The organism is Arthrobacter gengyunqii (assembly GCF_023022985.1).
Lineage (GTDB): Bacteria > Actinomycetota > Actinomycetes > Actinomycetales > Micrococcaceae > Arthrobacter_B > Arthrobacter_B gengyunqii.
Map to the genome: position 1 here is coordinate 627,775 of NZ_CP095461.1, position 14,961 is coordinate 642,735.

Here is a 14,961-nt window from a genome sequence, read left to right on the forward strand (position 1 = left end):
CCATGCGCAACGGACTCGCTGAACGGCTCGCCACTTCCGGCGCCCGCTTCACCTCCCTGAAACTCAGCTCCAAGCTCGCCCTGGGGTTCCTGGTCCTGGTGGCGTTCATCGCCGTCACCGGGCCCATGCTCGCCCCGTTCGGCGAGAACGAATCCAGTGCCCCGGTGCTTCCTCCCGGCGGAGAACACCTGATGGGCACCGACGGAAACAGCTACGACGTGTTTTCCCGGCTGCTGTACGGTGCCCGGGTGTCGGCCGCGATCGGCCTCGGGTCAGTGCTTGTGGCCGTGGTCCTGGGCGCCGTCCTCGGAGCCCTGGCCGCGACCTCCCGGAAAGCGGTCAACGAAGGCATCATGCGGGTCCTGGACATCATGATGGCGTTCCCCGGCATCGCCCTGGCCGCCGCCCTGCTCTTCGCGCTCAAGGACTATTCAGTGGCCCTCTTCGGGTCCACCGTTCCGGTGATCATCTTCGCCATCGCCATTGTCTACACACCGCAGCTGGCCCGGGTGGTCCGTGCCAACGTGCTGGCCCAGTACGGCGAGGACTATGTCCGCGCCGAACGCGTGATCGGCGCCGGCCGGCTGTTCATCCTGACCAGGCACGTGGTGCGCAACACCGCGGCTCCCGTGCTCGTCTTTGCCACGGTGATGGTGGCTGACGCCATCATCCTCGAGGCATCGCTGTCCTTCCTTGGCGCCGGCGTCCAACCGCCGTCCGCCTCCTGGGGCAACGTGATGGCCGATGGCCGCAACGTGGTCTTCAGCGGCGCCTGGTGGCCGACGACGTTTGGCGGCATCGCCATCCTGCTCACCGTTCTGGCCCTGAACATCCTGGCCGAAGGCCTCACCGACGCCATGGTCAACCCGCGTCCGCGCCGGGCCGCACCGGTGAAGGAAGCCCTGTTGAAGGACATCACAGTGAAGGACGCGGCAGCCGCAGCCGCCGTTCCCGCCTCCGTCGTTCCCGCCTCCGTCGTTCCCACCCCCGCCGCAGCCGCACCCGTCGTAACCCCGCCCGCGGATACCGAAGGAACCGTGGTGGAGGAAACCACAGCCGGAACCCTCATCAACCAGCCCGGTTCGCTGGCCGCCCTGGCCGAGGAACTGCAGCTGCTCGCCGCCGTTGAGAACCGCCGAACCGACCGGCTCCCCGCCGTCGGCACCGACGCGCCGGTGATCCTCGAGGTGAAGGACCTGTCCATCCGCTTCCCGGGCCGCTACGGCGACACCGCCATTGTGGACCGGGTCAGCTTCACCGTCCGCGAGGGCGAAACCATGGGCCTGGTGGGCGAGTCCGGCTGCGGAAAGTCCATCACCTCCCTGGCCATCATGGGACTGCTGCCGCCCACCGCGGTGCTCAGCGGATCCATCAAGTTCAACGGCAAGGAACTGCTGACCAACAACAAGCGTGAACGCGACCAGCGCTACCGCGGCCTGCGCGGCGAGCAGATCGCCATGGTTTACCAGGACGCGCTGAGCTCGCTCAATCCGTCCATGCTGATCAAGGACCAGCTGCTGCAGCTCACCCGCCGCAACGGCCGCAAGTCCCCCCGCGAACTCCTGGAACTGGTGAAACTGGATCCGGAGCGGACGCTCAAGAGCTATCCGCATGAGCTGTCCGGCGGACAGCGCCAGCGCGTGCTCGTGGCCATGGCACTGTCCCGCTCGCCGAAGATCATCGTCGCGGATGAGCCGACCACCGCCCTGGACGTAACCGTCCAGAAACAGGTGGTGGACCTGCTCAACGAACTGCGCGAGGAACTCGGTTTCGCCATGGTCTTCGTCAGCCACGATCTGGCCCTGGTGGCATCCCTGGCACACCGGATCACGGTCATGTACGCCGGTCAGGTGGTGGAATCCGCCGGCGCCTCCGAGCTGATGCGCAATCCGCACCACGAGTACACCCGCGGCCTGCTCGGCGCCGTGCTGTCCATCGAATCCGACGCCGACCGGCTGCACCAGATCCAGGGAACGGTTCCGTCGCCGCGTGAATTCGCCGCCGGAGACCGGTTTGCCGAACGCTCCCTGCGTCCGGACGCCGATCCGGACCAGGTCCTGTCCTTTGTCCGCGTGGGCGAGGGCGAGCACTACTGGGCCAGCCACCTGACAGATTGCCACAACGACGACGGCGCCACTCTGGCCGCCGCCGGCACCAGTGCCGAAGGACAAGCATGAGCACCGATTCCATGAGCACCGAGGCGCCCGCCCGGACCACACCGGTCCTGGAACTGCGCGGCCTCAAGGTCCATCACCGAACCCGCACCGGATCCATCTTCCGCCCCAACATCGTCAAGGCCGTGGACGGCGTGGACTTCACGGTACGCCGCGGCGAAACCGTGGGCGTGGTGGGGGAGTCCGGCTGCGGCAAGTCCACCCTGGCCTCGGTCCTGGTGGGGCTGCAGCAGCCTACGGCGGGGGAGGTCCTGTTCCACGGCCAACCCGTCAGCATCCGCCGCGCAGCGGAACGGAAGCGCTTCGGCCAGGACGTCGCCGTCGTTTTCCAGGATCCGTCCACCGCGTTGAATCCGCGGATGACCATCCAGGACATCCTCACCGATCCGCTGCAGGTCCACGGCATCGGAGACGCCCGCTCCCGGGCGGCCAAGGTCAAGGACCTGCTGGCGCTGGTGGGCCTGCCCTACACCGCGGCCGAGGTGACCCCGCACCAGGTGTCCGGCGGACAGCGGCAGCGCGTGGCCATCGCCCGGGCCCTGGCCCTGGATCCCGCGGTGATCGTGGCGGATGAGCCCACCTCGGCGCTGGACGTTTCCGTCCGGGCCCAGGTGCTGAACCTGCTGGCTGACCTGAAGCGCGAACTGAACCTTGGCATGGTCTTCATTTCCCATGACATCCAGACCGTCCGCTACGTTTCCGACCGCATCTGCGTCATGTACTACGGCCGGATCGTCGAAGAAGGACCGGCCGAAGACATCTTCGCCAACCCGAAGGACGACTACACCCGCAAGCTGCTCGGCGCCGCGCCCAGCCTGCTGCACCCCTGATTTTTACTCTGTTTGACTGCAGCACCTTGTTCCACTGCACCAACCCATTACCAGCACCTTGGAGATATCTGTGGCCTCTCAGCCCATCCGCCAGTTCACCGGCGTCATTCCCCCCGTCGTCACCCCGCGTTCCGCGGACGGCAGCATCGACACCCACTCCCTGACCCGGGTTACCAAGCACCTGCTGGAGGGCGGCGTGCACGGCCTGTTCGTCCTCGGCTCCTCCGCCGAGGTGCCGTACATGACCAACGACGAGCGGGAACTGGTGGTCACCACCATTGCCGGAGTCAATGCCGGCCAGGTCCCGCTGATCGTCGGGGCGTGCGAGCAGACCACCAACCGCGTCATCGAGGAGGGCCGGAAAATGGTGGGCCTGGGCGCCGACGCGCTGGTGGTGACGTCCCCGTTCTACGCCATCCCCAACGCGCAGGAAACCGACACCCACTTCCGCAGCATCCACGCCGCCCTGGACGTGCCGCTCTTCGCCTATGACGTGCCGGTCCGCACCCACTTCAAGCTGCCGCTGAACCTGCTGATCCAGCTGGGCCGGGACCAGGTCATCGCCGGCGTCAAGGATTCCTCCGGGGACGACGTGTCCTTCCGTCAGCTCGTCCTCGCCGCGCGCGGCATCGACAACTTCTCCATCTTCACCGGCCACGAAGTGGTGGTGGACGGCGCCCTGCTCGGCGGCGCCGACGGCGTGGTGCCCGGTCTGGGCAACGTGGACCCGGCGGGCTACCGCCGGCTGTTCGACGCCGCCGCGGCCGGAGATTTCGTCAAGGCGGCCGCGGAACAGGACCGCCTGGCCGACGTCTTCAACATTGTCTACACGCCCACACCGGGCCGGGTTTCGGGCGGCGCAGCCGGCCTGGGCGCCTTCAAGACTGCCCTCATGCTGATGGGCGTCATCGACACCAACATCATGTCCGCGCCGATGCTGAGCCTCAACGACGCGGAAACAGCAGCCATCCGCACCATCCTTGAGCGCAACGGCCTGATCTAGCCATGCCTTCCGGCGCACTCCTTTCCCCGGCCCGGCGCTGCGTCATCGGGGTGGACCTGGGCGGCACCAAGACGGCCGCCGGCATTGTTGACGAAGACGGCACGGTGCATGCCTCCGGATCCCGGCCCACCCCGGCAACTGCCGGAGCGGCGGCGATCCTGGCCACCGCCGTCGGGCTCGTTACGGGCATGCTGGAACAGGCCCGCGCTGCGGGGCTGGACCCGGTGGCGGTGGGCATCGGCTCGGCCGGTGTGATCAACACCTTGGACGGGTCGGTGGTTTCAGCGACCGATTCGCTCACCGGCTGGGCGGGCACTCCGCTGGCGGCGCATGTCGCCGAGCAATCGGGGCTGCCGGCCTTCGCAGTCAATGATGTGCATGCCCACAACCTGGGCGAACACTGGGTGGGTGCCTCGGCCGGCGCGGACTCCAGCTTGCTGGTGGCGGTGGGCACCGGTGTGGGCGGCTCCCTGATCCTGGCCGGTGCGCCGCACCTGGGCGCACGTGCCGTGGCTGGGCACGCCGGGCATCTGGCATCGCCCTTGGCGTACGACGACGGCGGCCGTCCGCTGCCATGCAGCTGCGGACGGGCCGGGCATGTGGAGGCCATTGCCTCCGGACCGTCCATCGCCCTGCTGTATCGGCGGCTCGCCGGCGGGGACGCTGCAGCGGATCCCGTTTCTGCCGTGGATGTTGCCGTTCGGGCTGCCGCCGGGGAGCCGCTGGCCCTTTGTGCCCTGACCACGGGAGCAACAGCCGCCGGACAGGCCGTGGGCGGGCTGGCCAACATGCTGGATCCTTCCGTCGTCGTGGTCGGCGGCGGGGTGGCCGGAGCCGGTGACCTGTGGTGGACGCCGTTCCGGGCCGCGCTGCGCGCCGAGCTGATGGACCCGCTGGCGGATCTTCCCGTGGTTCCGGCGGCCCTGGGCTCCGGCGCCGCCATCGTGGGAGCCGCCCGGTTCGCCTACAACCGTCTTTCCGCTGAACTCAACGCACCACAGGAGCACCACCATGTTTGACCTTTCCGTTCTGGCCTCCCGGCTGATCGTTTCCTGCCAGGCCTACCCCGGGGAGCCGCTGCGCGATCCGCGGACGATGGCGCAGATGGCGCAGGCCGCGGTGATCGGCGGAGCCGCCGCGGTCCGGATCCAGGGGATCTCCGACCTGGAACAGACCCGTGCCGCGGTGGATGTTCCGATGATCGGCCTTTGGAAGGACGGTAAGGACGGCGTGTTCATCACCCCCACGTTGGAGCACGCCCTGGCCTGTGTGGCTGCCGGGTCGGACATCGTGGCGATTGACGGCACGCGCCGGCCCCGCCCGGACGGCCGTTCCCTGGCTGAAACCATCTCTGCGCTGCATGAGCAGACCGGGGCGCTGGTGATGGCTGACTGCGGTTCCGCCCTGGACGCGAAGGCCGCAGCCGATGCGGGAGCGGACCTGATCGGCACCACCCTGGCCGGCTACACCGGGGAGCGGCCGAAAACCGACGGGCCGGACCTGGACCTGATCGCCGAGATCGCCGCACTGGATCTGGGCCGGCCGCTGATTGCAGAGGGCCGGATCCATTCCCCGGTGCAGGCCCGTGCGTGCCTGGACGCGGGCGCGTTCGCCGTCGTCGTGGGCACCGCCATCACGCACCCGACCACCATTACCGGCTGGTTTGCGGGCGCCCTGGCCTAGCCTCACACTCGGCTGAGCTGTCTCGGGCGGGTATTCTTTGACTGTCGTGGCTCGGGAAGGGGATCGGATGGCGTGGAGCACCCGCGAACTGGCTGAGCTGGCGAAGACAACCGTGAACACCATCCGGCACTACCATCGGCTGGGTCTGCTCGAGGAGCCTGACCGGCGGTACAACGGCTACAAGCAGTACGAAGGCCGTCACCTGGTAAGTCTTTTGCGCATCCGGCGTCTTGCGGCGCTCGGCGTGCCGTTGTCGCAGATGCGCGAGGTGGGCACCAGATCCGGCAGCACACCGGATGTCCTGCATGATATTGACGCTGAGCTGAAGAAAAGCATCGAACGCCTGCAGGAGGCACGGGCCCAAATTGCAGCGATCATCGCGCACCGGGCGCCGGCGGATGTTCCCGCGGGATTTGAAGCCGTTGCCTCCCGTTTGTCGGAAAACGACAACGCGGTGATCCACCTGATGAGCCACCTGTACGACGGGGAGACATTGACCGATGTACTGGAGATGACGGCGGATGAAACCGATGACACCGGCCCTGACATTGACCGGCTGCCGGCCGATGCTGACGAGGAGACCCGGCAGGAGCTGGCCGGAAGGATGGCCGAGGTTCTGGCGCGGAACATGACCGATTACCCGTGGTTGGGCAACCCGGCATCACTGCAGTCCGATGACGCCCACTTCACCGCAAAGACAGTGGGGGACGTCCTGGCCGAGTTGTACAACCCGGCCCAGCTGGATGTGATGATGCGGGCGGGCGCCCTGGCCGCCGAACGGGTGCAGGCTCAGCAGGACCAAGCAAGTCAGAAGGGCCAGATCAGCGGCACGTAGAACACGCCGGCCGCGAGGAAAACGAGGGCCAGCGGCAGGCCCAGCCGCCAGTAGTCTCCAAAACGGTAGCCGCCGGGCTGCATCACCATCAGGTTCGCCGGTGTGGCGATGGGGGTGAGGAACGCTGCGGCGCCAACCACGGTCAGCGCCATCATGAACGGCTGCACGCTGACCTCCAGCGACTGGGCAAAGGACACCGCCACGGGCGCCATCACCAGGACCGTTGCCACGTTGGAGATGAACTGGCTGAGGATGAGGGTGAGCACGCAGATGACGAGGAGGGCGAAGTGAGGGGATCCTCCGCCCGTGAGCCGGTCGACGAGCGAAGCGATTTCATCCGCCGCACCCGATGAGACGAACGCATTCGAGAGCGGTATGAGCCCCGCGATCAGGATGACGGTGTCCCACGAGACGGCACGGAATCCCTGGGGCACGGAGACCACTCCCATGACCACGAGGGCACCTGCCGCGAGCAGTCCCGCGATCACCGGAGGAACAACGCCGGTGGCCAGCAGGACGATGGTTCCGACAAGCACGGCGAGGCAGCGGCGCCAGCCGCGGCCGAGCGGAACGCTCCGCTGGAGACTTTGGGACGGCTCGACGGCGATCACATCGGATGACTCGGTATAGCGGTGCAGAGCATCCCAGGGCCCGTGGATCAGCACGCCGTCGCCCGTGTGGAGGGTGAGTTCACCCGTTGGTGCGGGGGCCTCGGGGCCGGTCGGCGGTGCGCCGCCGCGGTGCAGGGCGATGACCACGAGGTCCCCGTCCCCGATGGTCTCTCCGGGAAAAACCGTGCGTCCGATCAGCCGCGAGTGCGGTGCGACGATAACCTCGGCCACACCCTCACCGCCGGTGAAAAGCCGTCCGGCCTCGAGGTCGGCCGGGTATCTCTCCTGCCAGGACCGCACCCGTTCCCGCGGATCGGCGGTGGCTCCCTCGAGCCGCTCGGGGGAACGCTGAGGCAGGAGGCGTCCCCCGAAGGCCACCACCACGAGCGCGGTCACAACCACGAGGGGCAGGCCCACCAGCGCAAACTCGAAGTAGCCGAACTCCCGTCCGCCTGATTCGGCAGCCATTTCGGAGACGATGATGTTCACCGGCGTTCCCGTCAGGGTCAGCAGCGATCCCGCGCCGGCGGCAAAGGCCAGTGGAATCAGCATGCGTGAGGGAACGACGCCGGACCGTCCGGCGGCGACGACGGCGACGGGCAGCAGCGCCGCAACGGCACCGTTGATGCTGATCACGGCGGAGAGTGCGGCGGCGGCCGCCATGACCGCCAGGAGCAGCCCGGCGCCGCGGAGCGACGAGCGCCTTTCGAGCTGCTGTCCGATCCACGCAGTGATGCCCGTGGCATCGAGCGCGTCACTGAGGACAAACAGGAAGGCGATGAACAGGACAACCGGATCGCTGAATCCCTGCAGTGCTTCGGTCAGCGGAAGCACCCCGGTGGCCCAGAGCGCCAGCGGGACAAACAGGGCAACGATCACGAGCGGAACCCGGTTGGTCATGAAGCCCAGTACGGCCAGTACGAGCACCACATACGTCGCCCACATCGGATCCAGGACCACGTGCAGGTTTTCCACGCATCACCCCTGTGCCAGTTGGTCCACGCCTGCGGAAGAAGGTTGTTCGTAGAAACCAGTCAAGTGCGTTAACGACGAGGTGTCGATGGATCAGCGTCCCCGCGTGTGCACGGGAGGCAGAGTGCCCTCTGCGCCGGGGTTGACCCTGTTCCGGGAACACGGTTTCTACTGATGGAACGTCCGGAGATATATCCGGCACGCCAACCAACAGTCAGGAACCGTCATGAACCCGATAGAGAGTCTCGTCAGCAATTTACAGGAGCTGGCTGCCCAGGTGCCCGAGATTATTCAGCCGCTGGTCGTGGCGCTGGCCGGGGCAGTCCCTTTCGTCGAGGGGGAGGGAGGTGCGATTATCGGCGTGGTCGGTGGAATGCACGTGGTCATCGCCGCGATCGCCGCCGCGGCCGGCAACTTCCTCAGCGTTCTTGTGGTTGTCCTTCTCGGTTCCCGCGCGCGTCACGCCGTGGTGGAACGCCGAGCCGTGCATGCCGTGGCGGCGGGGGCGGCGGCAGGCGGAGGATCGGTGGAAACGCTCCCAACCGTTTCCTTGAAACCTGAGTCCAAGGGCCAGCAGCGGTTCAAGAGGTGGCTTGTGCGGTTCGGGGTCCCGGGGGCCAGCATCCTCGGCCCGCTGGCGATTCCGACGCAGTTCACCTCTGCAATGCTCGTTGCCGCCGGCACTCCGCGCGGTTGGGTCCTGCTCTGGCAGGGAGTAGCCATCATCCTGTGGACAACCGTTGCGGCTGTCTCGGTCTGGGCTGCTCTCACGTTTATTGTTCTCTCGTAACCTCCTTGCGCGGAATCAACGGATGCTCGGCACGGACCTTCATTTCCTGGACCATCCAGCTGTTGCCGTCCGGGTCGGAGAAGCCGAAAAAGGTGCCGCCGTCGCGCTTGTCGAAAACGGTAATCTCGCCCGCTTCAACGCCGCGGCCGAGAAGCACCTCGCGGGCCGCCCGCGCATCGGAGACCACGAGCTGCATTCCGTGCATCGACCCGGGTTCCATCTGCTGCTGGGCCGGATTGCCGATCACGATGGAACATCCCGATCCCGACGGCGTCAGCTGGGCAAAGTCCATGTCCCCGCTGACGGTGCGGTGATCCAGGATGAAGCCCACCTGGTCGCGGTAAAAGGCGATCGAGCGGTCCAGGTTGCTGACCGGCAGGACCATCACTTCCAGTGTCCAATCCATGGTGCGCCTTCTTTCTAGCCAGTGGATCCGTTCCGGGCGAGAAACTCATCCAGTTGGTTGTAGCCGTCAGACATGCCCTCTTCCATCCCATTGGCCAGAAACTGGTCCCGGGATTCCACCGAGGGGTACAGGGAGCGGCCGGTCAGCCGGCACCGGCCGCCGGGCAGCGCGGTGAAGGTGCTGTACTCAAGCGTCACCACCTCGGGATCGGCTTCAAACTCGAAGGTCTGGAGCAGGAACTCATCCTGGCGCACCGTGTGGAAGACGCCCCGGAAGGCATACTCGTCGCTGCCTCTGGAATGTACGAACCGGTAGGACCCGCCGGTGCGCGGTTCGAACCGGTCGATGCGCGTGGTCACGTCCTGCGGTCCGATCCACTGCGCATAGGCGTCAGGCTCCACATGGGCGCGGAAAACGTCATGCACGGGGAAATCAAAGTCGCGCGAATACTCCATCAGGGGCTCGTCCGCGGGAGCGCTCAGGGTCAGCGGGTTGCTCATGGCGCACCTTCTCCCTGCAAGGCACCTTCCTGGAGCTGGGCGAGCAGCTCATCCATCCGGTCAAAGCCCTCGGCGACGCCGGCCTCCATTCCGGAAGACGCCATGCCGTCCCGTGCCTCCATCGAGGGATAGACGGCGTGGGCGCTGATCCGGGTGCGGCCGCCGTCGAGCGCCTCCAGCGTCATGAACTCCAGGCTGGTGACGTCCGGATAACCGGAGAACTCGAAGGTCTGGATGGCGGACTCGTTCTCCCGCACGGTGTGGAAAATGCCGCGGAATTCGTAGGGGACCCCCTCCGGCCCGGTGTGGATGTAGCTGTAGGAGCCGCCGGTGCGGAAATCGTAGTGGTTGATGTCCATTTTCATGCCGCGCGGGCCGAGCCATTGAACGATCAGATCCGGTTCGGCGTAAGCGCGGAAGACCTGTGCCACGGGGTAGTCAACCTCGCGGGTGAAATCGATGAACGGAAGTCCGTCCGGGACGGTGAGCTGCAGTGCGTTGGTCATGGTGAATCCTTTGCCTGCGGGCCGCTTTTCGCGGCGGCCTGTGCGCGAAGCACGGCATCAAGGCTGCGGAACTGCTCCTCGCGGACCAACCGGTACTGGCCGATCCAGGCGGTGAGCGCCTCCAACCGTGCGGGATTCAGATGGACGGGACGGCGCTGGGCGTCGCGGCTGCGCGTGACGAGCTGTGCCTGCTCGAGGACCTGAATGTGCTTCGAGACCGCCTGCTTGGAAATCTCGAAGGGTTCCGCAAGTTCGTTGACCGTGGCCGGGCCCCGGGACAACCGGGCGATAATGCGGCGGCGGGCCGGATCGGCCAGGGCCAGAAAAGCCCGGTCCAGTCCTGCCTCGTCACCTGATGGGTCCATGGCGTTGGGTCAGCTTCTGTGAATGGTGATTCGGGTGCGGGTTCCACCCGGTAATCAAGGTGCTGGTTGTTCAACCTGTTGGTTGATTACGAAGCTACTCCCGTGCCCCGGCGCCGTCAACGGGTCCGTAAAAGATTGTCGAAGCCTTAGGGTCCGCGCGTGCCCGTCGGTATTCACAGGCACCGGCCCCCGCCGGACAATGGAGCATGACTAGTTCGGTTTCGCGTTCCCATCCCCGCGGCGAGCCCGCTTTCCACTGGGGGAGTTTTGTCTTCGGACTGATCATGTTGCTGCTGGTGATCGCGCAGGGGGTGGCCTCCGGGTTGCCGGGCTACGTAGGGATGGCCGGGCTGATCCTGCTGCTGACGGGCCTGTATGCCTTCTTTACGCACCGGCCCTCCTGGTTGTGGCTGCACCACCGACGGGACGCGGCCATCGTGGCGGTCATCGGACTGGCGGCCTTCATCCTGGCGCTGGGCATTCATCTGGGCAGGGCTTAGCATTCCACAGTGATGACCGTCCGGGAGGGTTATCCCGGCGAGTCGAAAACCCATGATCCCCGCGGCAGCAGGGCCGGAGAAAACGCCGCCAGCGCATTCTCCAGCGTTCCGGCCGGCAGGTTCAAAGAGGCCAGAATCAGGTTCCGCACGTCGTCCGAATCCATGCCGATGCCAGCCAGCGCTGTCAGGGTGATAGCGCCGTCGCGCTTCGCCAGCCGCCGGCCGGCTCCGTTCAGGACCAGCGGCACATGCGCGTACTCCACTTCGGGCAGGCCCAGCAGCGAGGCGAGATACGCCTGCCGGGGAGCGGAGGTGAGCAAATCCCCGCCGCGGACCACCTGGTCAATGCCCTGCGCGGCGTCGTCGATGACCACCGCGAGGTTGTACGGCGGCACCCCGTCGTTGCGCAGCAGCACCATGTCGTCCACCGGCCCGGTAAAGGCCCCGTGCAGCAAATCCTTCACGGTGTACTGTTCCACGCCGGCACGCAGGCGGAGAGCGGCGGGACGGTCCCGGCGTCGTCGTGCCCGTTCCTCTTCCGTGAGATTCCGGCAGGTTCCGGGGTAGGCGCCGGGGGGTGCATGCGGGGCGCGCGGTGCGTCGGCAATTTCATTGCGGGTGCAGAAGCACTCATACACTCTTCCGGCACCGGCCAGCTGGTCAATGGCGGCCAGATAGAGCTCGGTGCGCTCGGACTGCCGCACGGGAACGGCGTCCCAGGAGAGCCCGACGGCGGTGAGGTCCCGCAGCTGCGCGGCTTCCGTTCGTGACCGCTCGGGGTCCAGGTCCTCCACGCGCAGCAGGAATCCGCGTCCGGAGGACCGTGCAAACAGCCAGGCCAGGACTGCGGTCCGCAGGTTGCCGACATGGAGATCGCCCGTGGGGCTGGGAGCGAAGCGGCCGGCTCCTGCTGTCGCGGCGGAGGCGGGGGATGCTGTCACTTGTCCACCTTACAAAACCGGCCGTAGGTCCAGGGCCGCCAGAGCGTTCAGTCCAGCTCCTCGAACAAGGTCAATTGGATGCCCTCCGGCGCGTTGAGCCGGGAGTTCAACGACCGCCACGGCGTTTCCCGGGGTTCGGCCACCAGCTGCGCACCGCCGTCGACCGCCGCCGCGGTGACGGACCGCGCGTCGTCAACCTCGAAAGCCACCCGCAGCTTCAGGCTTGGCTTGCCGTTGGCCTCCACCCGGTCGATCAGGCGCACCTGGGAGGCATTGGCGATCTCCAGGGTGGCCCGGCCGGCATCAAGGATGGTGACCTCGGCCCCGTCGCCGCCCGAGTAGGCCTCCTGCTGAGGCAGGCCCAGGGTGTCACGGTAAAAGGCGAGGGCCGCCGCATAGTCCTCAGCCGCAATCACTAGGCGCAGCTGACGGACAGGTGTGGCTGGAGATGACGGCGCGGGGTCGGTTGTAGTCATGCCGGCACAACCGCACACCGGTGCAGGGCATTCCCCACCCCATCCCCGGGGAAGGGGATTGCGGCGCGGCAACTCCGGGGCTATATCTCTGTAGAGGAGGAATACGGGATGCGAAACGGCCGGGAAGCACCAAAATACACACTGAGTGAGGCCGCCCATGACGTGTTTTTTGTCGAGGGTCCGGCGTCAAACTGGATCATTCTGCGCCGCGGTTCCGCCTTCACCCTGATCGACGGCGGCTACCCGGGGGACCTGCCGCTGGTACTGGCCTCCATTGCGGATGCCGGCCTGCATCCCGCTGACGCATCCGCCGTCCTCATTACGCACGCGCACATTGACCACGCGGGCACCGCCGGCCACTTCGCCGCAGCGCACAACATTCCCGTTCTGTGCAGTGTGCCCGAGCTTCCGTATTTGCTGGGGGAGGACCGGGACCAGGTCTCGGTTCGCAGCATCATGGGCAAAGCGTGGCAGCCCTCGGTGCTGCACTGGGCCTGGCATGTGCTTGCTTCGGGCGGTGCCTCCCGGGTGGCGGTCCTGACCGCGGCCGCGTGGGCCGACGACGACGAGCTGGCCGCACTGCCGGGATCTCCCGTAGCGGTCCCCACCCCTGGCCATACACCCGGCCACACCGCCTTTTACCTCCCGGCGGCCCACGCCGCGGTGACCGGCGATGCTCTGGTCACCGGCCACGCCATCAGCCGGCGCAGGGGGCCGCAAATGCTGGATGCGATGTTCCACTCGGATGAGGCCGGCGCTCGCCGCTCGCTGGCACAGCTGGGAAAACTGGACGCTTCGCTGCTGCTGCCCGGTCACGGACCCGCCGTCCGCACGGCGATGGGGCCGGCGGTCGGAACCGTGCGCGCACGCGCGGCGGTTCCCAAGCGCAGATTTGTGGTGCCGGGACCAGCAGGCGGCTTCGCCGAACCCACCTACGGGCGGAACGTGGCAGCGGGAGAAGATCGGTAACCGGCCGAGCGCGCAGGGGCAGGCCAAACTTCAGCCACGTGTTAACAGCAGGTAAAAATCACCGGATTGCAAAACACAATTACCACTAGATTGTTCAACAACCCATAGACTGCTGAAAGTCATGTGGCAGCGGCCACATCCCCCGGCGATTGGAAGTCAACATGGTTACCCCGGCCCCGAACGAGACCCCGCCCCGCACGGCGAAGATCAAGCCCAATGCCAAACGGACGGCACTGCTCGGTGCGATGTTCCTGATGGCCACCAGCGCGATCGGGCCCGGCTTCATCACCCAGACAACCGTCTTCACCGTCCAGCTCGGTGCCGCCTTTGCCTTCGCGATCCTGGTGTCCATTCTGGTGGACATCGCAGTGCAGCTGAACGTGTGGCGGATCATCGGCGTCTCCGGCCTGCGTGCCCAGGTGCTGGGCAACAAAGTGCTGCCCGGAGCAGGCTGGCTGCTCGCCGGACTGGTGTTCATTGGCGGCCTGGTGTTCAACATCGGCAACATTGCCGGCACGGGCCTGGGCATGAACGCCATGATGGGGCTGGATCCCAAGATCGGCGGCGTCATCTCCGCCGTCGTCGCGATCCTGGTGTTCCTGTCCAAGCGGGCCGGACTGGCGCTGGACCGGATTGTGGTGATGCTCGGCGCGATCATGATCCTGCTGATGCTCTACGTGGCCATTGTGGCGGCTCCTCCGGTGGGAGAAGCGCTCAAAAACACTGTCCTGCCGGCCGAGGTGGACTTCCTGACCATCACCACCCTGATCGGCGGCACCGTGGGCGGCTACATCACGTACGCCGGCGCACACCGCCTGCTGGACTCCGGAAACACCGGCACGGGACACGTCAAGGAAATCACCCAGGTTTCACTGCTGGGCATCATCGTCACCGGCGTCATGCGCGTGCTGCTGTTCCTGGCCATCCTGGGCGTGGTGTCCAGCGGGGTTGCGCTGACGGGCAGCAACATGGCTGCCGATGCCTTCCTCGCGGCAGCCGGCGAGATCGGCCTGCGGATGTTCGGCATTGTCTTCTGGGCGGCCGCTCTGACCTCCGTGATTGGCGCCGCCTATACTTCGGTCTCGTTCGTGACCACCCCGGCCACGAAGGACCGCACCCGCAGCCTGATCACCGTGGTGTTCATTCTGTTCTGCCTGGCGGTCTACCTGTTGGCCGGCCAGGCGCCGCAGACTCTGCTGGTCTTCGCCGGTGCGTTCAACGGCCTGATCCTGCCGCTCGGTTTCGGCATCCTCCTCTACGCCGCGTGGCGCCGCCGGGACCTGCTGCAGGGGTACGACTATCCGAAGTGGCTCCTTGGCATCGGCGTGCTGGCCTGGCTGCTCACCCTGTTCCTGGGCTGGAATTCCCTGTCCGGCCTCGCCGCTCTCTGGCAGTAAGGA

17 protein-coding genes are annotated in these 14,961 nt (G+C 66.7%); 10 read left to right on the plus strand and 7 right to left on the minus strand.

Annotated elements, in window-relative coordinates; translation table 11 throughout:
• Positions 1–2: 2 nt before the first annotated feature.
• The 6 genes from MUG94_RS02955 to MUG94_RS02980 all read left to right on the plus strand — a co-directional run bounded on the left by MUG94_RS02955 (position 3) and on the right by MUG94_RS02980 (position 6,525).
• Entirely contained in the window at positions 3–2,177 is a 2,175-nt protein-coding gene (locus tag MUG94_RS02955) for a dipeptide/oligopeptide/nickel ABC transporter permease/ATP-binding protein (RefSeq protein ID WP_227909291.1), read from the plus strand.
• Positions 2,174–3,004: an ATP-binding cassette domain-containing protein gene (locus MUG94_RS02960; protein WP_227909290.1), complete on the plus strand. Its 831-nt coding sequence runs from the start codon at positions 2,174–2,176 to the stop codon at positions 3,002–3,004. Before MUG94_RS02955 ends, MUG94_RS02960 begins: the two co-directional genes overlap by 4 nt.
• 70 nt (positions 3,005–3,074) lie before the next feature.
• Positions 3,075–4,007, plus strand: a complete 933-nt coding sequence (locus MUG94_RS02965) for a dihydrodipicolinate synthase family protein (RefSeq protein WP_227909289.1) — start codon at positions 3,075–3,077, stop codon at positions 4,005–4,007.
• A gap of 2 nt (positions 4,008–4,009) precedes the next feature.
• Positions 4,010–5,026: an ROK family protein gene (locus MUG94_RS02970; protein WP_227909288.1), complete on the plus strand. Its 1,017-nt coding sequence runs from the start codon at positions 4,010–4,012 to the stop codon at positions 5,024–5,026.
• Positions 5,019–5,690, plus strand: a complete 672-nt coding sequence (locus MUG94_RS02975; protein ID WP_227909287.1) for an N-acetylmannosamine-6-phosphate 2-epimerase — start codon at positions 5,019–5,021, stop codon at positions 5,688–5,690. The genes MUG94_RS02970 and MUG94_RS02975 overlap by 8 nt, the downstream gene beginning before the upstream one ends.
• Before the next feature lie 67 nt (positions 5,691–5,757).
• A complete protein-coding gene (locus tag MUG94_RS02980) occupies positions 5,758–6,525 on the plus strand; it encodes a MerR family transcriptional regulator (protein ID WP_227909286.1) in 768 nt (255 codons plus the stop codon).
• Here MUG94_RS02980 and MUG94_RS02985 read toward each other — a convergent pair.
• Positions 6,498–8,111 carry an SLC13 family permease gene (locus tag MUG94_RS02985; RefSeq protein WP_227909285.1) on the minus strand — a complete coding sequence of 538 codons (1,614 nt, stop codon included), beginning with the start codon at positions 8,109–8,111 and terminating at the stop codon, positions 6,498–6,500. The two genes, MUG94_RS02980 and MUG94_RS02985, sit on opposite strands and share 28 nt — an antisense overlap.
• Positions 8,112–8,334: 223 nt before the next feature.
• On the opposite strand from MUG94_RS02985, the gene MUG94_RS02990 reads away from it, so the two are divergent.
• Positions 8,335–8,898 (plus strand): small multidrug efflux protein, encoded by a 564-nt coding sequence (locus tag MUG94_RS02990; protein WP_227909284.1) that lies wholly within the window; start codon positions 8,335–8,337, stop codon positions 8,896–8,898.
• Here the strand turns inward: MUG94_RS02990 and MUG94_RS02995 are convergent.
• Genes MUG94_RS02995 through MUG94_RS03010 form a run of 4 tightly spaced genes read right to left on the minus strand, consistent with a single transcriptional unit; the run spans position 8,882 to position 10,675 of the window.
• Positions 8,882–9,304: a VOC family protein gene (locus MUG94_RS02995; RefSeq protein ID WP_227909283.1), complete on the minus strand. Its 423-nt coding sequence runs from the start codon at positions 9,302–9,304 to the stop codon at positions 8,882–8,884. The two genes, MUG94_RS02990 and MUG94_RS02995, sit on opposite strands and share 17 nt — an antisense overlap.
• Before the next feature lie 14 nt (positions 9,305–9,318).
• Positions 9,319–9,804: an SRPBCC family protein gene (locus MUG94_RS03000; RefSeq protein ID WP_227909282.1), complete on the minus strand. Its 486-nt coding sequence runs from the start codon at positions 9,802–9,804 to the stop codon at positions 9,319–9,321.
• Positions 9,801–10,310, minus strand: coding sequence for an SRPBCC family protein (locus MUG94_RS03005; RefSeq protein WP_227891773.1), 510 nt, complete (start codon positions 10,308–10,310; stop codon positions 9,801–9,803). The genes MUG94_RS03000 and MUG94_RS03005 overlap by 4 nt, the downstream gene beginning before the upstream one ends.
• A complete protein-coding gene (locus tag MUG94_RS03010) occupies positions 10,307–10,675 on the minus strand; it encodes an ArsR/SmtB family transcription factor (protein ID WP_227909281.1) in 369 nt (122 codons plus the stop codon). Before MUG94_RS03010 ends, MUG94_RS03005 begins: the two co-directional genes overlap by 4 nt.
• Before the next feature lie 206 nt (positions 10,676–10,881).
• On the opposite strand from MUG94_RS03010, the gene MUG94_RS03015 reads away from it, so the two are divergent.
• Positions 10,882–11,175, plus strand: a complete 294-nt coding sequence (locus tag MUG94_RS03015) for a hypothetical protein (protein ID WP_104054906.1) — start codon at positions 10,882–10,884, stop codon at positions 11,173–11,175.
• 29 nt (positions 11,176–11,204) lie between these two features.
• Here the strand turns inward: MUG94_RS03015 and gluQRS are convergent, their stop codons facing one another.
• Complete coding sequence (gene gluQRS / locus MUG94_RS03020) at positions 11,205–12,116, minus strand: tRNA glutamyl-Q(34) synthetase GluQRS (RefSeq protein WP_227909280.1); 912 nt, start codon at positions 12,114–12,116, stop codon at positions 11,205–11,207.
• Positions 12,117–12,163: 47 nt separating this feature from the next.
• On the minus strand, positions 12,164–12,592 hold the full coding sequence (locus tag MUG94_RS03025) for a VOC family protein (protein ID WP_227909279.1): 429 nt from the start codon (positions 12,590–12,592) through the stop codon (positions 12,164–12,166).
• Between the two features lie 108 nt (positions 12,593–12,700).
• Between MUG94_RS03025 and MUG94_RS03030 the strand changes: the two genes are divergently transcribed.
• Together MUG94_RS03030 and MUG94_RS03035 are read left to right on the plus strand one after the other, a co-directional pair.
• On the plus strand, positions 12,701–13,561 hold the full coding sequence (locus tag MUG94_RS03030) for an MBL fold metallo-hydrolase (protein ID WP_227909278.1): 861 nt from the start codon (positions 12,701–12,703) through the stop codon (positions 13,559–13,561).
• Positions 13,562–13,722: 161 nt separating this feature from the next.
• Positions 13,723–14,958, plus strand: coding sequence for an NRAMP family divalent metal transporter (locus tag MUG94_RS03035; protein ID WP_227909277.1), 1,236 nt, complete (start codon positions 13,723–13,725; stop codon positions 14,956–14,958).
• The last annotated feature ends 3 nt before the right edge of the window (positions 14,959–14,961 follow it).